Raw genomic sequence first — 18655 nt, 5'->3', positions numbered from 1 at the left:
ACAGACAAGTTGAACTTGTCTGTCATACCGTGAAGTCCATGGCAGACGATCGGCTCACGCCCGCAGAAGCCGCCGAGAGGCTCGGCATATCCCGAGAGGCCATGTACGTCCTCAACTCCAGAAGAGGAAACGGTTTCCCGCGCCCCGTCTACATCGGGCGGACTCCTACGTGGACTCCTGCCCAGCTGGACACCTGGCGAGCGAGCCACCCACCGAAGCGGCCTGCGCAGAGGCGCGAAGAGGGCGGCAACCCCCTCAACGGCAGCGCGGCGCGGAAGCCGCATTCCCTCCGTGTACACCTGGCTTTCGCGAAAGCGCGGGGCCACCCAATCCTCACTGCTGACCTGCAGTCGCTCGCCGAGCGCGCGATGCGTGCGGCGGCGCAGGAACTCGGTGTGGAGATCGAGCAGTTCCGCGGTCAGACCGATCTCGTCCAGATCGCCGTGAGGTACCCGGCTCACGTATCCATTGCAAACTTGGCGAAACGCCTCAGAGGAGCAGCAAGCAGAGCGATACGGCTGTCACAGGATGTGAGTGCAAATGTATGGTCGAAGCAATACTATGCAGCTTCAATCGGCGCACACACGCCCAATGAGCTCAGCCAGTACGTCGAACATCTGGAACAGCCTGTCAACAACTAGGCATCAATACCCCCCACGCTGCGCGGCCGCTGCCCCCTTCAGTCAAGATGTTCGGAACACATAAGCATCTGGAGGGGAACCCAGAAATGAGCTACAACCAGCCGGGCCCGTACGGCGGGCAGCCCCAGCAGCCCGGTCCGTACGGCCAGCCGGGTCCGTACGGCCAGCAGCCGCAGGCGCCCCAGCCCGGCTACGGCTACCCCCAGCAGGCTCCGCCCGCCCAGCCCCAGCCGGGGTACGGCTATCCCCAGCAGCCCCCGCAGGGCGCCCCGCCCCAGCAGCCGTACGGCCAGCAGCCCGGCTACGGCCAGCAGCCCCCGTACGGCCAGGCCCCGTACGGCGTGCCCCAGCCGCCGGCTCCCGGGGGCGGCGGCAAGAAGGCGGGCATCATCATCGGCGCGGTGGCGGTCGTGGCCGCGATCGCCGTGGGCGCGTACTTCGTGATCGGTGGAAGTGGGGGTGCCGGCAGCATCGAGGACGACGGCGCCCACAAGCTGACCACGCCAGCGAACGTGCTGAACGGCGAGTACAAGAAGGCGGAGAACGCCAACTCCGCGGACTCGATGGCCGACGACGACAAGTCAGACTTCGAGAAGTGGGGAGTGAAGGACCCCACGGACGTCAGCGCGGGGTATCAGAAGGGCACTGGCCTCAGCGCGAAGAACCTTTCCTTCAGCGGCGTCTACGGCACCATTGACGACCCTGAGGCCGTCGTGGACGGAATGTTCGCCAAGCTGAAGACTGAGTCCGAGAAGGACCAGAGCGGCGAGGACACCAAGGGCAAGCTGATCGGCAGCCCGGAGGAAGTCTCACCGTCGGGCTTCGAGAACGGCATCATGAAGTGCCAGGTCGCCGAGATCACGAACAACGGCTCGTCCGGCACGAGCGCCGGCGTCCCGAAGAGCATCAAGATCCCCACGTGCGTTTGGGGTGACCACAGCACCGTCGCCGTCGTCACAGCAGTCAGCATCGCCGATTTCGCGAGCGGCGACGGCGGTTCGATCGAGGAGACGGCCTCCCTCGCCGCCAAGCTCCGCAACGACGTGCGCGTCAAGGCCTGACACCAGGGCGACAGCCGTAAGGGCCCCGGGCGCTCCTCGCCCGGGGCCCTTTTCGTGTGCGTACGGCGGCGACGGGAGTCAGCGAGGTCGAGCGAGTCGGCGAAAGCAACTACGCAGACACGCAGAACTTCTTGGAAAGCGGCAGCGCATCGAATGGCCCTACGGGCCCCGCTAGGCCCCAGCCCAATAGGCGAACGCATTATCGATCATCCGCTACGCTGGTCATGCCCATGACCAGGGCGCGGAATAATCGAGGGGATTTGACATGCTCAAGCGAGCATTTGCCGTAGCAGGTCTTGTAGTTGCAGGGACTATCGTCCCCCTGGCGACAGCAACGCCAGCATCCGCCACCGTTGCGCAATGCACGGGCGTCTTGAAGAGCTATGGGTTGTACACGATAGGACCCAAGACGAAAAGGGCCTGCAGCTGGTTCCACTTTGAGACTCCTGCGGGCCCGCTGCCCAACCCGGAGTGCCACTCCGGGCTCATGAGGCTTGGTGTGAGGCAGAGTCACGCATGGAAAGCTTGCGAGTGGGCGTAGGAAGCCGCTGACGCTGGTAGAGACGGAGGCCACCCCTGGTACAGCCAGGGGCGGCCTCCGCTCATTGAGTCGTAAGACGGGCTATCTGCGACCGCTCAGAGCCTCACCAAGCCCCTGACAACTCAGATCGCCTACGCCGTCTTCTGCTCCCCCGACCCACGCCCCCGCGCATCCCGCGGAATCAGCGTCGGGTTGACGTTGGAGTGGACGACGTCGGCCGTGATGACGACGCGGGCGACGTCCTTGCGGGACGGCACCTCGTACATCACCGACATCAGGACCTCCTCCATGATGGCGCGCAGGCCGCGGGCGCCGGTCTGGCGGAGGATGGCCTGGTCGGCGATGGCCTCCAGGGCCTCGCGCTCGAAGTCGAGCTCCACGCCGTCGAGTTCGAAGAGGCGCTGGTACTGCTTCACCAGTGCGTTGCGCGGCTCGACCAGGATCTGCAGGAGAGCTTCCCGGTCCAGGTTGTGCACGCTCGTGATGACGGGGAGGCGGCCGATGAACTCGGGGATCATGCCGAACTTGACCAGGTCCTCCGGCATGACGTCCTCGAACTGGTCCTTGGCCTCCAGCTCGCGCTTGGAGCGGATCGTCGCCCCGAAGCCGATGCCCTTGGCGCCGGCCCGGGACTCGATGATCTTCTCCAGACCGGCGAACGCGCCGCCCACGATGAACAGGACGTTCGTCGTGTCGATCTGGATGAACTCCTGGTGCGGGTGCTTGCGGCCGCCCTGCGGCGGGACCGAGGCGGTGGTGCCCTCCAGGATCTTCAGCAGGGCCTGCTGTACGCCCTCGCCGCTGACGTCCCGGGTGATCGACGGATTTTCACTCTTCCGCGCGACCTTGTCGATCTCGTCGATGTAGATGATGCCTGTTTCGGCTTTCTTGACGTCGTAGTCCGCCGCCTGGATGAGCTTCAGCAGGATGTTCTCGACGTCCTCGCCGACGTAGCCCGCCTCCGTCAGCGCGGTGGCGTCGGCGATGGCGAACGGGACGTTCAGCATGCGGGCCAGGGTCTGCGCGAGCAGCGTCTTGCCGGAGCCCGTGGGGCCCAGCAGCAGGATGTTGGACTTCGCCAACTCGATGGCGTCCTCGCGGCTTTGGCCGCCGCCGTTCTCGCCGGCCTGCACGCGCTTGTAGTGGTTGTAGACGGCGACGGAGAGCGCCTTCTTGGCCGCTTCCTGGCCGACCACGTAGCCCTCAAGGAACTCGTAGATCTCCCGCGGCTTGGGGAGTTCCTCCCAGCGCACCTCGCTGGTCTCCGCGAGCTCTTCCTCGATGATCTCGTTGCAGAGATCGATGCACTCGTCGCAGATGTACACACCAGGGCCTGCGATGAGCTTCTTGACCTGCTTCTGGCTCTTGCCGCAGAACGAGCACTTGAGCAGATCGCCGCCGTCACCGATGCGTGCCACGGTGTGCTTCCCCTTCGCCTGGGAGACGCCTGGACGTTTTCGAATCCAGCGGCTCCTGGTGCTGCCTTATGTCGACGGTACCTTGCCTGGCCCCCCGTTCGGGCCCCCCTTGGCGCGGTTCACTTTGACGTGCACCGTCCCAAACCGTGCCAAGGGGCAGCAGACAATACCCGGTCCGCGTCAGCGAACGTCGGCGTTGTTCATCTTCCGCGTGGAGATGATCTGGTCGATCAGCCCGTACGACAGCGCGTCCTCGGCCGTGAGGATCTTGTCGCGCTCGATGTCCTCGCGGATCTTCTCGATCGGCGTGGTGGAGTGCTTGGCCAGCATCTCCTCCAGCTGCGAGCGCATCCGGAGGATCTCGTTGGCGGCGATCTCCAGGTCGGAGACCTGACCGCGGCCGGTCTCGCTGTACGGCTGGTGGATCAGCACGCGCGCGTTGGGCAGCGCCATGCGCTTGCCGGGCGAACCGGCGGCCAGCAGGACGGCCGCGGCGGAGGCGGCCTGGCCCATGCAGACCGTCTGGATGTCCGGCTTCACGAACTGCATCGTGTCGTAGATCGCGGTCAGCGCGGTGAAGGAGCCGCCGGGGCTGTTGATGTAGACCGAGATGTCCCGGTCGGGGTCCATCGACTCCAGGCACAGCAGCTGCGCCATGACGTCGTTGGCGGAGGCGTCGTCGATCTGCACGCCGAGGAAGATCACACGCTCTTCGAAGAGCTTCGCGTACGGGTCGTACTCGCGGATGCCCTGCGAGGTGCGCTCGACGAAGCGGGGGATCACGTACCGGGACTCGGCGGACGGGCCCGTGTACTCGGCGCGCGTGCGGTCGTACAGGCCGCTGCCGGGGAAGTCGTTCACTGTCTGTCTCCTAGGGGCTGTGGCGGTCGGCTGGGGGCTGTCCTGGGGCTTCAGGCCCCGGTGCCGCCGCCGCCCGGGATACCGGCAGCCGTGGTGATGACGTCGTCGATGAGGCCGTACTCCTTGGCCTCCTCCGGGTCGAACCAGCGGTCGCGGTCCGAGTCACGGGTGACCTGCTCGACGGTCTGGCCGGTGTGCTGGGCCGTGAGCTCGGCCATGCGCTTCTTGGTGTGCAGCAGGCGCTCGGCGTGGATCTTGATGTCCGAGGCCGAGCCGGCGAGGCCGGCGGAGGGCTGGTGGATCAGGATCTCGGCGTTCGGCAGCGCGAAACGCTTGCCGGGGGTGCCCGCGCTGAGCAGGAACTGACCCATCGAGGCGGCGAGGCCCATGGCGATCGTCATCACGTCGTTCTTGATGAACTGCATGGTGTCGTAGATCGCCATACCGGCCGTGATCGAGCCGCCCGGGCTGTTGATGTAGAGGTTGATGTCCTTGTCGGGGTCGGCCGCGGCAAGGAGCAGCAACTGTGCGGTGATCTTGTTCGCGATGTCGTCGTCGACCGGCTGGCCGAGGAAGATGATCCGCTCGTTGAGCAGCCGGTTGTAGACCTGGTCGCCGAGGCCACCGCCGATGGAGGGCTCGCCGGCGGCGGAGGGCATCAGATTCGTCACGTATCCACCTGCTCGTCTTACGACGGCGCCGGGCCGTCTTACGTCTTCTGCGGGCAACGGGGGCTCCCCTGCCCTCATACTCATGGACCCTAACGCGGTGGTCCTGTGCTGCAATCCCGGTTCTGCGGGTGTTCGCCGGGGGCGTAGCGCCGCGGGGGCGTCGGTGCACGGGCGTACGAAAGAAGGGCCCCGGGGATTTCACCTCCCCGGAGCCCTTCCTACGAGCTGTGCGGCGCCGTGGGCTCAGCCCTCGGACTTCTCCTCGGCGGCCTCGTCGGCGGTGCCCTCGGCGGCCTCGACCGTCTCGGTGGCCTGCTCGACCTCGTCCTCGTCGTCCAGGTCGATGACCTCGCCGTTGGTGTCCTTGACCGTGGCCTTCTCGACCACGACGGCCAGGGCCTTGCCGCGGGCGACCTCGCCGACCAGGAGCGGAACCTGGCCGCCCTCGACGACCGCCTGGGCGAACTGGTCGGGGGACATACCGGAGGAGGCGGCGCGGCGCATGAGGTGCTCGGTGAGCTCCTCCTGGTTGACGTTCAGCTTCTCCTGCTTGACGAGCTCGTCAAGGACGAACTGCGTCTTGATGCCCTTGACCGCGGCTTCCTTGGTCTCGGCGTCGAACTCTTCCTCGGTCTTGCCCTGGATCTCCAGGTACTTCGCGAGGTCGAGACCCATCTGGCCGAGCTGGTGGTGCTCCAGGTTGTGCTTGCGGGTGTTGATCTCGTCCTCAAGCAGCTTCTCGGGGACGGGCACCTCGACGAGCTCCAGCAGCTTCTCCAGGACGCGCTCCTGGGCCTGCGTGGCCTGGTCGTACTGCTTCATGTTCTCAAGGCGCTTGCGGCTGTCGGCCTTGAGCTCTTCGAGGGTGTCGAACTCGGAGGCGAGCTGCGCGAAGTCGTCGTCCAGCTCGGGGAGTTCGCGCGCGGCGACCTGGGTGACCTTGACGGTGACCTCGGCCTCCTTGCCGGCCGCGGAGCCGCCCTTGAGCTCGGAGGTGAAGGTGGCCTCGCCACCGGCCTCCACGCCCTTCACGGCGTCGTCGATGCCGTCCAGCAGCTCGCCGGAGCCGATGGTGTAGGAGACGCCGGAAGCGACGCCGTCCTCCAGGACCTCGCCGTCGACCTTGGCCTCCAGGTCGATGGTGACGACGTCGCCGTCCTCGGCGGCACGCTCGACCGGGGAGGTGGACGCGAAGCGCTCACGCAGGTCGGAGACGGCCTTCTCGACGTCCTCCTCGCTGACCTCGACGGCGTCGACCTCGACCTCGATGCCGGAGTAGTCCGGGATCTCGATGGCGGGGCGGACGTCGACCTCGGCGGTGAAGTTCAGCGTCTCGCCGTCCTTCAGCTCGGTGATGTCGACCTCGGGCTGGCCCAGCACGTTGAGCTCGGCCTCGTTGACCGCCTCGGTGTAGAACTTCGGAAGCGCGTCGTTGACCGCCTCCTCCAGGACCGCACCGCGGCCGAACCGCTGGTCGATGACGCGGGCGGGGATCTTGCCCTTGCGGAAGCCCTTCACCGTGACCTGCTGGTTGATCTTCTTGTACGCCGCGTCGAGGCTGTCCTTGAGCTCCTCGAAGGGCACCTCGACAGTGAGCCGAACCCGGGTCGGGTTCAGGGTCTCCACGGCGCTCTTCACGGTTCGGTCTCCTTGTGGCTGACTTCTTGGGTTCTGCCGGAGCCAGACTGGTCCGGCGGATTCGCCGCCCGGAGAACTTCGTGACTTCAGTACGGAGAGACACACGGGCGTGCAGCTTGCATAGTAACGGCAGCGGCGGCACGCCCCAAAGGCGATCACTGGACGCGATCACCCGAGGTCGTCGCGCGTGTGGCCGGTGTTCACCGGTAGTGGTCGGGGTGGCGGGATTTGAACCCACGGCCTTCCGCTCCCAAAGCGGACGCGCTACCAAGCTGCGCCACACCCCGTGCTGGTGCGACACGTAGGGTACATGCCCGCAGACAGTGGGGCCGCCGCATTTACGGGGTGTGCGATGAGGGGTGCCGACCCGCTACGATGCCTTCAGTGCCGCGGTCACCTGACCTGCGGCGCGTCACTGTGCGGGCGTAGCTCAATGGTAGAGCCCTAGTCTTCCAAACTAGCTACGCGGGTTCGATTCCCGTCGCCCGCTCTGTACGCCGAAGGCCCAGGTGAGAGGGTGTTTCCTCTCCCTGGGCCTTCCGCGTTCCCCGACGCCGACTAGGTGTCGAGGTTCCGTACGTCCACCGAGTACACCGAGCGGGTGCCGTACGGGACGTACAGGGCGTCGCCGCGCAGGATCGGGGTGGAGCCGGAGGAGACGAAGACCGGGTCGGTGCGGACGTCCCGGCCGGGGACGGTGTGGATTTCCTTGCCCGTGCGGCGGTCCAGGGCGGCGAGGCGGCCGCCCGGGGACACGATGAAGACGTAGGCGTCGGAGACCGCCGGCGCGCCGGGGCGTTCGACCGAGGAGGGGGTGCTCCACAGGGTGCGGCCGGTGGCCGGGGCGATGGCGCGGATCTCGCCGCTGTTGAGCGTGAAGTAGAGGACGCCGTGGCTGAGCACGACCCGGGAACCCGACGGCACGGCGAGGGCCAGGGGGACGTGGTGGTACCCCGCGCCGTCGGTGTCGAGGAGGGTGACGCGGCGCTGGGTCGGAAGGGATTCGTCACCGTTCGGCTGTCCGAGCAGGACGAGGCGGTCGCCGCTGCGGCCGGCCAGTGTCAGGCCGCCGGGGATCTTGGCCGTCCAGCGTGGCTTTCCGGTGGCCGGGTCCAGCCGGGAGACGGTGGTGCGCTTGTCGTTGCTGTCGGTGCACTGGAGGTAGCCCACACCGTCCACGGCACGCACCTTGCAGGTGTCCCGGGCGGGCCCGGAGCGCTTCCAGCGGGGCTTTCCGGTGGCCGGGTCCAGGAGGACGTACGTGTTCTCCTCCCCCTCGGACAGCAGGAGCAGACCCTCGGGGAGGAGCTGGGCGCTGCCCTGCTGGGCGGAGGGTGCCATGCCGGTCAGGGTCCTGCTCCACCGCAGGGCTCCGGTGCGGGCGTCGAGGGCCTGGACGGCGTACACCGACACGTCGCCGCCGTTGGGGTTGCGGGACCGGTTGGCGAAGGTGAAGATCCGGTGGTTCCCGGCACCCAGCAGTTCGCCCTCGTAGCTGGAGGAGTCCGGATCGGGGTGGTCCTCGACCGGGTGGCTCCAGTCGACCTCGCCGGTGGCGAGTGAGAAGCGGGCGGCCTTGATGCTGTCGCCCGCGCAGATCAGCCCGCCGTCGAGGGCGGCGCAGGACGAGAAGGGGCCGCTGTCGCCGCCGTACTTGTTGTCGTCCTTGGCCTGCCAGGCATGCCACCCCGTCGGCAGGTCCCGCTCGACGGGTGTCGGCTCGGCGTTGACCGCCACGAAGGTGACCGTGGTCGCGGCGGTCAGGAGCAGGGCGCTCAGGGCCGAGATGAGCAGCAGTCGCCCGCGGCGCCGGCGGCGGGGCGGGGGTGCTCCTTCGGCGGACGTGTCCGGCTCCGGGGCGGGGCGTGGGTCGGGGAGGCGGCCGTCGCGGAGGAGGGAGAGGAGTTCGCCGGTGGTGGGGCGGGACTTTGGATGCTTTTCCAGACAGAGGCGGATGAAGGGGAGCAATTCGTCCGGTACGCCGTCGAGTTCCGCGTCTCCGTCGACGACCCGTACGGCCGTCTCGTAGGGGCTCGGGCTGTCGAACGGGCCGCGTCCGGTCGCGGCGTACGCGAGGACCGAGCCGAGGGAGAAGACGTCGGCGGCCGGGCCCACGTCCTGCGGGGAGGAGAACTGCTCGGGGGACATGAAGGGCGGGGTGCCCATCACCCGGCCGGTCTGGGTGAGGACGTCGGAGGCGGCGAACTCGGCGGCGCGGGAGATACCGAAGTCGATGACGCGGGGACCGTCCTCGGCGAGCATGACATTGGCCGGTTTCAGATCCCGGTGGACCATCCCGGCGCGGTGGATGTCACGCAGCGCCTCCGACAGACCGGCGGCGAGTTCGCGCAACTCGGGCAGCGGCAGCGGGCCGTGGCGGCGGACATGGGTGCCGAGGTCCTCGCCGGGGATGTATAGCGTGGCCATCCAGGGGCGCGGCGCATCGGCGTCCGCGTCCACGACAGGGGCCGTGAAGGCACCGCTGACCTGACGGGCGGCGGCCACCTCGCGGCGGAAGCGGATGCGGAACTCGTCGTCGTCGGCGTACTGCGCGTGCACGACCTTGACGGCGAGGCGACGGCCGGAGGCGGAGCGGGCCAGGTACACCACGCCCATGCCACCGGTGCCGAGGCGGTCCTCGATCCGGTACCCGCCGACCTCCGCCGGATCCGTTTCGCGCAGCGCCATCCCGTACGTCCCCCGTCCGCACCGTCGTTCCGTAACGTTCGACGATCACGAACGAGGGTATCCGTACCCTTCCGAGGCGCCCCGGGGACCCAGGAACCAGACCCTAGAACTGGATCGAGTTGATGGTCTCGGCTATCGAGTTGAGGAACCGCTGGATGTCGTCCGCCATCCCGGTCGAGGCCAGGAAGAAGCCGAACAGCACGGCGACTACGGCGGGGCCGGCCTTCAGGGATCCGCCACGGATCAACACCACCAAGATGATCGCCAACAGCAGTACCACTGACAGCGAAATGGCCACAACAGATCACACCCTCGGTCGGTCCGCTCTCCCGGCCAGGGGATGCAACCCCACGCACCCCCGCCAGAACCATCGTGCCACCAACCGGGCCCCGCTATGCGGCACGTGACGTTTCGTTCGCCACACCTGTGCCGGATCTGTGCGGACCGTCGGCACGCACCGACCTCTCACCTTGTGCCCGTACAGCATTTCGACGGCACAGCCGCGCAGAGAATTCGGCGGGATCGTTTCCATCGCCACACAACATGTTCGCCGGTATTTCGAATTCGCAACACGGTGATCATTTAATCGGCGTCACCTCTTGGCCATATGCACTACTTAGTCCGGATGAATCCGGACAATGAGGATGACCAACAGGTGTCTGCCAGGTGCATGTTCGCTGTACATGCTTCGTCGAACGCAATAACCACGAACGACCTCGGGGGTTTTACGAAATCACACAGACAACGCTAGGGTGCCTCAGATGTTCCACGCTGCCTCGTCCCCCGCATGCGCAGCGACGTCCCGGATCGACTCCCCCGGCTTCCGGTGGGAGGGTCTGTGACGAACTCGCTGCGACCGCACGGCCACAACAGAGCGCCACTCCCCCCGGCACAGCAGCCGGCGGACGGAGTGCCTAGTCCGCGCTCGCCGCAGAACCAGCAGAACAAGAAGGCTCAGGCGGACAACAGATCCGCGTCCGGCGGTGCCAAGCAGCGCGACGCGTTCTTCGACAACGCCAAGTACCTGGCGATCGTGCTGGTCGCCATAGGACACGCCTGGGAGCCGATCAAGGGCGACAGCCGGATCCTGGAGGCCGTGTACACCGTCGTGTACACCTTCCACATGCCGGCGTTCATCATCATCTCCGGCTTCTTCTCGCGCAGTTTCGACGCCAGCCCCAGCCGGATGAAGCGGCTGATCACCGGTGTCGCCGTGCCGTACATCGTCTTCGAGGCGGCGTATCCGCTCTTCAAGCGCTGGATCGACGACGACCCGAGCCAGGACATCAGCCTGCTGGACCCGTGGTACCTGACGTGGTTCCTGTGCGCGCTGTTCATCTGGCGGATGACGACCCCCATCTGGAAGATGGTGCGCTGGCCGCTGCCGATCGCGCTCGGCCTCGCCATGGCGGCGACGGTCACGCCGGAGATCGGTGACGACCTGGATCTTCAGCGGGTGCTGCAGTTCCTGCCGTACTTCGTGCTGGGTCTGATCATGAAGCCCGAGCACTTCCACATGGTGCGCACGCGTACGGTGCGGATCCTGTCGGTGCCGGTGTTCGCGATGGCGCTGGCCTTCGGCTGGTGGGCGGTGCCGCGGATGAACACCGCGTGGTTCTACCACCGTGACGCCGCGCAGGAGCTGCACGCGCCGTGGTGGAGCGGGCCGGTCATGGTGCTGGCGATGTTCGGCTGTTCGCTGCTGCTGACGGCCTGCTTCTTCGCCTGGGTGCCGCGTCGCCACATGTGGTTCACGGCGCTGGGTGCGGGCACGTTGTACGGCTATCTGCTGCACGGCTTCGTGGTGAAGGCCGGTGACTATCAGGGCTGGTTCGAGCCTGCCTGGCTGCATCGGCCGCTCGGCGAGATCTTCGTCACCGTCTGTGCGGTCGTGGGTGTCACGCTGCTGTGCACCAAGCCGGTGCAGCGGATGTTCCGGTTCGCGATGGAGCCCAAGATGGACTGGGCGTTCAAGCGGGATGCGGCGGAGTTGGCTCGGGAGCGCGAGAAGCGTGAGGCGGCGGGGGCGCGCGAGAAGGTCAGCGCCTGACCCTGGCTTCCGCTGTGCGCAGATCATTCACATCGAGGAGAGTCACTCTCCGGGCTGATCGACCAGACCGAGAAGTGCGCGCATTCGTGCGTACTTCTCGGTCAGTCGTTTCCGGGTCGTCTCGTCGAGGACGGCCAGGCGGGCCGGGTTCGCGTTGTGGGCCAGGTCCGACTGTTTGACCAGTAGTGCGCCGGGGGTGGCGAGGATGCGTGCCGCGTACGCCTCGGGGGGCTCGCCGGTTCGTTTGGTGAGCGCGCGGACGATGTCCTTCGTGCGGGGGGTCAGCGCGGCGTCCTGCAGCCACTGCTCGGAGAGTGCGTCGTCCTCTACGGCGTCGTGCAGCCAGGCTGCCGCGATCTGGTCGTCGTCGCCTCCGCGTGCGCGTACGCCGTCGGCTACGGCGCTGAGGTGCTCGGTGTAGGGGCGGCCCGCCTTGTCGGTCTGGGTGGCGTGGGCGGTGCGGGCGATGGCCTCTACGGCGGCCAGGGGCATGGGGGTTCGGGGCGTCTCTGTCACCCGCACAGTGTCTCGCCCCCGCCGCCCCTACCCGTCCCATCCTCCAGGGGCTCCGCCCCTTCGACCCCGGGTCCTCCTGGGGACTGCGCCCCCAGACCCCGCTCCGGCCCCCTGAAGGGCCTTGTCCTCAAACGCCGGACGGGCTGGGAGGGCGCTGGCGGCGTTGGGGAGTGGCCGCGCCTGCGGGTGGGTGGGGCTGGGGACGGTAGGCCCTCGTCCTCGAACCGCCCGACGGGCTGGGAGGGCGCTGGCGGCGTTGGGGAGTGGCCGCGCCTGTGAGTGGGTGGGGCTGGGGACGATAGGCCCTCGTCCTCGAACACCCGACGGGCTGGGAGGGCGCTGGCCGGCGTTGGGGGCGTGGGGCCTTGTCCTTGAGCGCCCGGCGGGCTGGGAGGGCTTGGTCGGCGGCGGGTGGACGGGCCTCGGGCTCTTCTGCCTGCTGGGGGGGTCAGCGGGGTGTTGTTTGGGCTGTTGGGCCTTCTCGGCAGATCAGGAGGAGGGCTCGGTCGTCGTTGACGTCCTTTGCCACCGCTTCGATCAAGTGCCAGGCCGCTCCGTGGAAGCCACCGGCCACGTAGCGGTCGGCCTCGCCGGTGAGGCGGTCTATGCCCTCGACGATGTCTCGGTCGGAGGTCTCCACCAAGCCGTCGGTGAAGAGCATCAGGACGTCGCCGGGGCGCAGTGAGCCCTTCACGGGGTCGAACTGGGCTCCGTCGTAGACGCCGAGGAGCGGGCCCTCGGCCGCCTTTTCCTCCCAGCGGCCGCTGCCCGCGCTCAGTTGCAGGCCCGGCGGGTGGCCGGCCGAGTACAGCTCGTAGTCGCCCGAGTCCAGGTCCAGGACCAGGTGGATCGACGTCGCGAAGCCCTCATCCCAGTCCTGGCGGAGCAGGTAGCCGTTCGCCGCCGGGAGGAACGCGTGTGGGGGCAGGCTGCCCAGGAGGCCGCCGAAGGCACCGGAGAGGAGCAGGGCGCGGGAGCCCGCGTCCATGCCCTTGCCGGACACGTCCGTCAGGACGACCTCCAGGGTGCGGCCGCCGTTCGTGCGGGCCGCCACCACGAAGTCGCCGGAGAAGGACTGACCGCCCGCCGGACGCAGCGCCATCTCGCGGTGCCAACCGTACGGCAGCTGGGGCAGCTTGCTCTGTACGCGGATGCGTTCGCGCAGGTCGAAGAGCATCGTGCCGCCGCGCCGCCAGGGCACGCCCACGCGGCTGCGGAACTGCGCGATGAGGAGACCGAAGAAGCCGCACGCCGCCACGACCAGGACCACGCCCGGGGTGACCCGGGACGGGCCCTCCGTGTACGGCCCGAGCTGCACCGACTCCACGATCAGGGCCGTCGCCGCCGCCGCGTACAGGCCCAGCAGGCTCGCCGGGCGCAGCAGCAGGCCGCCCGCCACGATCGGCAGAACCAGCGCGGCCGGCGAGAACCACACCGGGTTGGCCATCGTCACGGAGCAGATCAGCGGCACGGTCAGGAGCAGGCCGGCCAGCGCGATCCAGTCCGAGCCGTCGCCGCGGAAGTAGTCCACGGCGCTTCTGCGCACACCGACACGGGCCCGGTGCCACTGCATCTTCAACCGGGCCATGAACGTCTCGGCCGCCGTGCGCCGCTCTCGTCCTGCTGCCATTAGTTCGGGACCCTATCCATCGGACCAGCTGCTTGGCACGGGAGGTCCCACTTGTCCCCCGTCCGAGGTTCAACTTCACAGTGAACTTCACGGAAAGCGGTCTCGCCGCCGCCACCGAGAAATTCCCTCGCTCGTCCCGCAATGCCCTGGTAGGCATGATTCATGGCGAATGACAGTACGAGCGGGACCGGCCGTCCCGAGCTACGGGTGCTACGGCAGGACGAGTGGAGCATTTGGTACGACTCCCTCATGCGCACCTTCGGTGGGGTTCCGGAGGCTGCCGACGAGCGGGAGTTGTGGGACTCGCTCACCGAGCCGGACCGTTCCCTCGGCGCCTGGGACGGGGACGCGTGCGTGGGGACGGCCGGGGTGTTCAGCTTCCGGCTCACCGTGCCGGGCGGCGCGTCGGTGCGCGCGGCCGGCGTCACAATGGTCAGCGTGGCCGCCACTCATCGCCGGCGCGGAGTCCTTACGTCGATGATGCGGCGGCAGTTGGACGACGTGCGTGACTGGGGCTGGCCGCTGGCCGTGCTCACCGCCTCCGAGCCGGAGATCTACGGCCGGTTCGGGTACGGCATCGGCACCTTCCAGGTCAGCGCCGAGATCGACACGACGCGCGTGCGGCTGTCCGTGCCGCCGGGCACCGATGACGTACGTCTGCGCTACGCCGTGCCCGCCGACGTCCTCGACGCCTGCGAGGCCGTGTACGCCCGCAAGGTGTCCGGCCGTCCTGGGATGCTCGCGCGGCAGCCCGGCTGGGAGCGGCTCGGGCTGCTCGACCCGCAGAGCGAGCGGGAGGGTGCGTCGCCGCTGCAGTGCGTGCTCGCCGAACGGGGCAGCGAGGTCGTCGGGTACGCGCGGTTCCAGGTGAAGCCCGACTGGGATGCCGAGGGGGCGAAGGGCACCGTGCGGGTGCGGGACGTCCAGGGCCTCGATCCGGCGGCGGAGGCCGCGCTGTGGCGGTTCCTGTTCGACATCGACCTGACGTCCACGGTGAAGACGTACGCGCGGCCGATGGACGAGGCGTGGCAGTACCAGGTGTCCGACATCCGGCGGTGTGCGGTGCGGGTGCGGGACGCGCTGCATGTACGGCTGGTGGACGTCGGGGCCGCGCTGGAGGCGCGGACGTATCAGGCGCCGGTGGATGTGGTGTTGGAGGTGGAGGACGCCTTCTGTCCCTGGAACGCGGGGCGTTGGCGGCTGTCCGGGGATGCCAAGGGTGCGTCGTGCGAGCGTACGACGGAGGCGGCCGATCTCTCCCTGTCCGTACGGGAGTTGGCGGCGGCCTATCTCGGCGGGGTGAGCCTGGAGGCGCTGGGGGGTGCCGGGCGGGTGCGGGAGTTGCGGCAGGGGGCGTTGGCCGAGGTTTCGGTCGGGTTCGGATCGGCTGTGGCGCCTTGGCTGCCGCACGGGTTCTGACCCGGGGGCGGCTTCTCCAGGGCCGCTCTACAACTTCTCTACGGCTTCTCTATGTCTGTTGGCAGTTCGGGCACCAGAAGAGGTTGCGGGCGGCGAGGTCGGCGGTGCGGATCTCGCTGTCGCAGATGTGGCAGGGCAGGGTGGCCCGTCGGTAGACGTAGACCTCGCCGCCGTGGTCGTCCACGCGCGGTGGGCGGCCCATCGCCTCCGGGGTGTGTTCGGGGCGGACGGTGTCGATGCGGTTGTTGCGGACGCCCTCGTGCATGAGCTCGACCAGGTCCGTCCAGATGGCGTCCCACTGCGCGGGGGTGATGTCCTTGCCCGCGCGGTACGGGTCGATGCGGTGACGGAAGAGGACCTCTGCTCGGTAGACGTTGCCGACGCCCGCGATGATCTTCTGGTCCATGAGCAGGGCGGCGATGGTCGTGCGGCTGCGGGAGATCCGGCGGTATGCCCGGTGGGGGTCGGCGTCGTCGCGGAGGGGGTCCGGGCCGAGGCGGTCGTGTATCGCCTGCTTCTCGGTGGGGGTGATCAGGGCGCAGGTGGTGGGGCCGCGGAGGTCGACGTATGCGGTGTTGTTCGCCAGGCGGAGGCGAACGGTGTCGGTGGGTGGGGGTGCGGGGGTGGCGCCGAAGTTGACCTTGCCGAAGAGGCCCAGGTGGATGTGGATCCAGTCGGTGTCCCGGAAGCCGAGGAAGAGGTGTTTGCCGTGGGCCTCGGTGTGGGTGAGTTCTGAGGTGTTGAGGAGTTCTGCGGCGTTGGAGAACTTGCCCTGGGGGCTGGTGACGTGGGGGGTCGTGCCGAGGAATGCGGTGGCGTAGTCCTGGGCCAGCCGGTGGATGGTGTGGCCCTCGGGCACGGTGGCTCCCTTGTCGTGTGCGGGTGGGGTGGGCGGCTTGGGCTTCGGACCGGATTTCGCCCCCGCCGCCCCTACCCGTCCCATCCTCCAGGGGCTCTGCCCCTTCGACCCCGGCCACTTCTGGGGGCTGCCGCCCCCAGACCCCCGCTCCGGCCCCTGAAGGGCCTTGTCCTCAAACGCCGGACGGGCTGGAAAGGGCGTGACCGGCGTCGAAAGGTGGCTGCCTTGTTCTCAAACGCCGGACGGGCTGGAAGGCCCGCACCGGCGTCGAGAGGCGGCCGCGTTGTGCTTCCAGCAGCCCCTGCGGGTGGGTGGGGGCGGGGACGCTGTGCGCTTCGGGGGCTTTGGGTGGGGCCGGTGGGCGCTACTGCTGCGGGTGGTGGGGCGGGATCGGGGGAAGGTCGCCGGTGGTTTCGTAGTCGGCCAGCATGGTGATGCGGCGGGTGTGGCGGTCGTCACCCGAGTACGGGGTGTTGAGGAAGGTCTCGACGAACTTCGTCGCCTCCTCCGTCGTGTGCATGCGCGCGCCCACCGCGACGACGTTGGCGTTGTTGTGCTGGCGGCCCAGTCCGGCCGTCTCCTCGCTCCAGGCCAGCGCCGCGCGCACGCCCTTCACCTTGTTCGCGGCGATCTGCTCGCCGTTGCCGGAGCCGCCGATCACGATGCCGAGGGAGTCGGGGTCCGCGACCGTCCGCTCCGCCGCACGGAGGCAGAAGGGCGGGTAGTCGTCCTGGGCGTCGTAGATGTGAGGGCCGCAGTCGACCGGGTCGTGGCCCGCCGCCTTGAGCCACTCGACGAGGTGGTTCTTGAGTTCGAAGCCCGCATGGTCGGAGCCGAGATACACGCGCATGGAACGAGTGTGACACGGCTGTTTCCGGGCAGCAGCGTCGGGTGTCGATCAGGTCAAATGTGACATGGACTATAGAAGCTCAAGGAAACCTCAAGTAACAATCCCGAATCAAAGGTTCCCGAATCCGTTCTCCTCCGATTCACTGGTCCGACTCGTACACCCCTCGTGCGACTCGTACATCGCTGGTACGGGATCCCCTCCCCAACGGCGCAAAGGAAATCCCTTCCATGACTTCGCAGCCGACCCAGAAGACGGCCGGACCGGCCGCCGGCGGCCACGGCCTACAGGCCGGGCTCAAGAACCGCCATTTGTCCATGATCGCCATCGGGGGCGTCATCGGTGCCGGACTCTTCGTCGGGTCCAGTTCCGGTATCGCCACCGCAGGACCCGGCATTCTCCTGTCGTACGCCCTCGTCGGCACGCTCGTGGTGCTGGTGATGCGGATGCTCGGCGAGATGTCCGCCGCCAACCCGACCTCCGGCTCCTTCTCCGCACACGCCGACCGCGCGCTCGGCCGCTGGGCCGGGTTCTCCATCGGCTGGCTGTACTGGTTCTTCTGGGTCGTCGTGCTGGCGGTCGAGGCGACCGCCGGTGCGAAGATCCTGGAGGGCTGGATACCGCAGGTGCCGCAGTGGGGCTGGGCCCTGATCGTGATGCTCGTCCTGACCGCGACCAACCTCGTCTCGGTCGGCTCCTACGGCGAGTTCGAGTTCTGGTTCGCGGGCATCAAGGTCGTCGCCATCGCCGCGTTCATCGTCATCGGTGGACTGGCCGTCTTCGGCCTGCTCCCGGGCGTCGACAGTGACCAGGCCGGGCTGAGCAACCTCACCGACCACGGCGGCTTCCTGCCCAACGGTGCCGGTGCCATCCTCACCGGTGTCCTCCTGGTCGTCTTCTCCTTCATGGGCAGTGAGATCGCCACCCTGGCCGCCGGCGAGTCCGAGGACCCGCAGCGTGCCGTCACCAAGGCCACCAACAGCATCATCTGGCGAGTGGCCGTCTTCTACCTCGGCTCGATCCTCGTCGTGGTCAGCCTGCTCCCCTGGGACAGCAAGGCCATCGCCGACGACGGCTCCTACGTCGCCGCGCTCGGCTCCCTGGGCATCCCGCACGCCGGTCAGATCATGAACTTCATCGTGCTGACCTCGGTGCTGTCCTGTCTCAACTCCGGCCTCTACACCGCCTCCCGCATGGCCTTCTCGCTCGGCCAGCGCGGTGACGCGCCGAAGGCCTTCGCGCAGACGACCGGCCGTGGCGTGCCGCGGACGGCGATCCTCGCCTCCGTCGTGTTCGGCTTCGTCGCCGTCTTCTTCAACTACAAGTTCCCGGACTCCGTCTTCCTCTTCCTCGTCAACTCGTCCGGCGCGGTCGCCCTGTTCGTCTGGCTGGTGATCTGCTTCTCCCAGCTGCGCATGCGCAAGATCATCCAGCGCGAGGCGCCCGAGAAGCTCGTCGTGAAGATGTGGCTGTACCCGTATCTGACCTGGGCGACGGCCGCGCTGATCGTCTTCGTCCTCGGCTACATGCTCACCGACACCGAGCACGACGGGCGCAAGACCGTGCTGCTGTCGCTCCTCGTGGCCGCGATCGTGCTGATCGTCGCCTTCGTGAAGGAGAAGGTCGGCGGCGGGCGCCCGGCCACCGTCGAGGCGACCGCCTCGGCTCCGGCGCAGGACGAGGTCAAGACCGGCTGAGAGCCACCGAGATCGGCTGACGTCAACTGAGGTCAGCCGGGATCGTCGATCGCTTCGAGCGCGGCAGAGGGGGGGGGGGGGGGGGGGGGGGGCCCCCCCCCCCCCCCCCACCCCCCCC

General features: G+C 68.1%; 15 protein-coding genes and 2 tRNA genes. 6 read left to right on the top strand and 11 right to left on the bottom strand.

All coding sequences use genetic code 11. From position 1 onward, the window contains the following. The first annotated feature begins 38 nt into the window (after positions 1 to 38). Entirely contained in the window at positions 39 to 641 is a 603-nt protein-coding gene (locus POF73_RS43555) for a transposase (protein WP_272124968.1), read from the top strand. 86 nt (positions 642 to 727) lie between these two features. Next, the gene (locus POF73_RS43550; RefSeq protein WP_272124967.1) at positions 728 to 1702 is read left to right on the top strand and encodes a hypothetical protein; all 975 of its coding nucleotides are present in this window, start codon (positions 728 to 730) and stop codon (positions 1700 to 1702) included. Positions 1703 to 2374: 672 nt separating this feature from the next. On the opposite strand, the gene clpX is transcribed toward POF73_RS43550, so the two are convergent. From clpX to POF73_RS43525, 5 genes are all read right to left on the bottom strand, one after another. Continuing rightward, positions 2375 to 3661: an ATP-dependent Clp protease ATP-binding subunit ClpX gene (gene clpX, locus POF73_RS43545; protein WP_004001291.1), complete on the bottom strand. Its 1287-nt coding sequence runs from the start codon at positions 3659 to 3661 to the stop codon at positions 2375 to 2377. A 180-nt stretch (positions 3662 to 3841) separates the two neighbouring features. Then, on the bottom strand, positions 3842 to 4522 hold the full coding sequence (locus POF73_RS43540) for an ATP-dependent Clp protease proteolytic subunit (protein WP_272124966.1): 681 nt from the start codon (positions 4520 to 4522) through the stop codon (positions 3842 to 3844). Between the two features lie 50 nt (positions 4523 to 4572). Then, positions 4573 to 5181 (bottom strand): ATP-dependent Clp protease proteolytic subunit, encoded by a 609-nt coding sequence (locus POF73_RS43535; protein ID WP_030052245.1) that lies wholly within the window; start codon positions 5179 to 5181, stop codon positions 4573 to 4575. 255 nt (positions 5182 to 5436) lie between these two features. Next, a complete protein-coding gene (tig, locus tag POF73_RS43530; RefSeq protein WP_272124965.1) occupies positions 5437 to 6831 on the bottom strand; it encodes a trigger factor in 1395 nt (464 codons plus the stop codon). A gap of 210 nt (positions 6832 to 7041) precedes the next feature. Continuing rightward, a tRNA-Pro gene (locus POF73_RS43525) sits at positions 7042 to 7118 on the bottom strand. Positions 7119 to 7250: 132 nt separating this feature from the next. Between POF73_RS43525 and POF73_RS43520 the strand changes: the two genes are divergently transcribed. Further along, a tRNA-Gly gene (locus POF73_RS43520) sits at positions 7251 to 7321 on the top strand. A gap of 68 nt (positions 7322 to 7389) precedes the next feature. Here POF73_RS43520 and POF73_RS43515 read toward each other — a convergent pair. Both POF73_RS43515 and POF73_RS43510 read right to left on the bottom strand, forming a co-directional pair. Further along, positions 7390 to 9519 carry a protein kinase domain-containing protein gene (locus POF73_RS43515; RefSeq protein ID WP_272124964.1) on the bottom strand — a complete coding sequence of 710 codons (2130 nt, stop codon included), beginning with the start codon at positions 9517 to 9519 and terminating at the stop codon, positions 7390 to 7392. Positions 9520 to 9622: 103 nt separating this feature from the next. Continuing rightward, positions 9623 to 9817 (bottom strand): hypothetical protein, encoded by a 195-nt coding sequence (locus POF73_RS43510; protein WP_030044846.1) that lies wholly within the window; start codon positions 9815 to 9817, stop codon positions 9623 to 9625. A 540-nt stretch (positions 9818 to 10357) separates the two neighbouring features. Between POF73_RS43510 and POF73_RS43505 the strand changes: the two genes are divergently transcribed. Then, a complete protein-coding gene (locus POF73_RS43505; protein WP_272124963.1) occupies positions 10358 to 11569 on the top strand; it encodes an acyltransferase family protein in 1212 nt (403 codons plus the stop codon). 42 nt (positions 11570 to 11611) lie between these two features. On the opposite strand, the gene POF73_RS43500 is transcribed toward POF73_RS43505, so the two are convergent. Together POF73_RS43500 and POF73_RS43495 are read right to left on the bottom strand one after the other, a co-directional pair. Further along, complete coding sequence (locus POF73_RS43500; protein WP_272124962.1) at positions 11612 to 12085, bottom strand: HD domain-containing protein; 474 nt, start codon at positions 12083 to 12085, stop codon at positions 11612 to 11614. Between the two features lie 448 nt (positions 12086 to 12533). Further along, the gene (locus POF73_RS43495) at positions 12534 to 13715 is read right to left on the bottom strand and encodes a PP2C family protein-serine/threonine phosphatase (RefSeq protein ID WP_272124961.1); all 1182 of its coding nucleotides are present in this window, start codon (positions 13713 to 13715) and stop codon (positions 12534 to 12536) included. Positions 13716 to 13877: 162 nt separating this feature from the next. On the opposite strand from POF73_RS43495, the gene POF73_RS43490 reads away from it, so the two are divergent. Beyond that, complete coding sequence (locus tag POF73_RS43490) at positions 13878 to 15134, top strand: GNAT family N-acetyltransferase (protein ID WP_272124960.1); 1257 nt, start codon at positions 13878 to 13880, stop codon at positions 15132 to 15134. Positions 15135 to 15183: 49 nt separating this feature from the next. On the opposite strand, the gene POF73_RS43485 is transcribed toward POF73_RS43490, so the two are convergent. Together POF73_RS43485 and POF73_RS43480 are read right to left on the bottom strand one after the other, a co-directional pair. After that, on the bottom strand, positions 15184 to 15993 hold the full coding sequence (locus tag POF73_RS43485) for an Fpg/Nei family DNA glycosylase (RefSeq protein ID WP_272124959.1): 810 nt from the start codon (positions 15991 to 15993) through the stop codon (positions 15184 to 15186). Between the two features lie 364 nt (positions 15994 to 16357). Then, the gene (locus POF73_RS43480; protein ID WP_272124958.1) at positions 16358 to 16843 is read right to left on the bottom strand and encodes a ribose-5-phosphate isomerase; all 486 of its coding nucleotides are present in this window, start codon (positions 16841 to 16843) and stop codon (positions 16358 to 16360) included. A 227-nt stretch (positions 16844 to 17070) separates the two neighbouring features. Here POF73_RS43480 and POF73_RS43475 point away from each other — a divergent pair, with 227 nt between their 5' ends. Next, on the top strand, positions 17071 to 18537 hold the full coding sequence (locus POF73_RS43475) for an amino acid permease (protein WP_272124957.1): 1467 nt from the start codon (positions 17071 to 17073) through the stop codon (positions 18535 to 18537). The last annotated feature ends 118 nt before the right edge of the window (positions 18538 to 18655 follow it).

The sequence above is a fragment of the Streptomyces sp. HD genome, from assembly GCF_028369295.1.
GTDB lineage: Bacteria > Actinomycetota > Actinomycetes > Streptomycetales > Streptomycetaceae > Streptomyces.
The sequence above is the reverse complement of the archived record's forward strand: the minus strand, read 5'-3'. Positions and strand labels throughout refer to the sequence as shown.

Bases quoted from the DNA above. Each gene is read 5' to 3' on its own strand.
- POF73_RS43555 (WP_272124968.1), top strand. From the start codon at position 39: ATGGCAGACGATCGGCTCACGCCCGCAGAAGCCGCCGAGAGGCTCGGC.
- POF73_RS43550 (WP_272124967.1), top strand. From the start codon at position 728: ATGAGCTACAACCAGCCGGGCCCGTACGGCGGGCAGCCCCAGCAGCCC.
- POF73_RS43535 (WP_030052245.1), bottom strand. From the start codon at position 5,181: ATGCCCTCCGCCGCCGGCGAGCCCTCCATCGGCGGTGGCCTCGGCGAC.
- POF73_RS43515 (WP_272124964.1), bottom strand. From the start codon at position 9,519: ATGGCGCTGCGCGAAACGGATCCGGCGGAGGTCGGCGGGTACCGGATC.
- POF73_RS43495 (WP_272124961.1), bottom strand. From the start codon at position 13,715: ATGGCAGCAGGACGAGAGCGGCGCACGGCGGCCGAGACGTTCATGGCC.
- POF73_RS43490 (WP_272124960.1), top strand. From the start codon at position 13,878: ATGGCGAATGACAGTACGAGCGGGACCGGCCGTCCCGAGCTACGGGTG.
- POF73_RS43480 (WP_272124958.1), bottom strand. From the start codon at position 16,843: ATGCGCGTGTATCTCGGCTCCGACCATGCGGGCTTCGAACTCAAGAAC.
- POF73_RS43475 (WP_272124957.1), top strand. From the start codon at position 17,071: ATGACTTCGCAGCCGACCCAGAAGACGGCCGGACCGGCCGCCGGCGGC.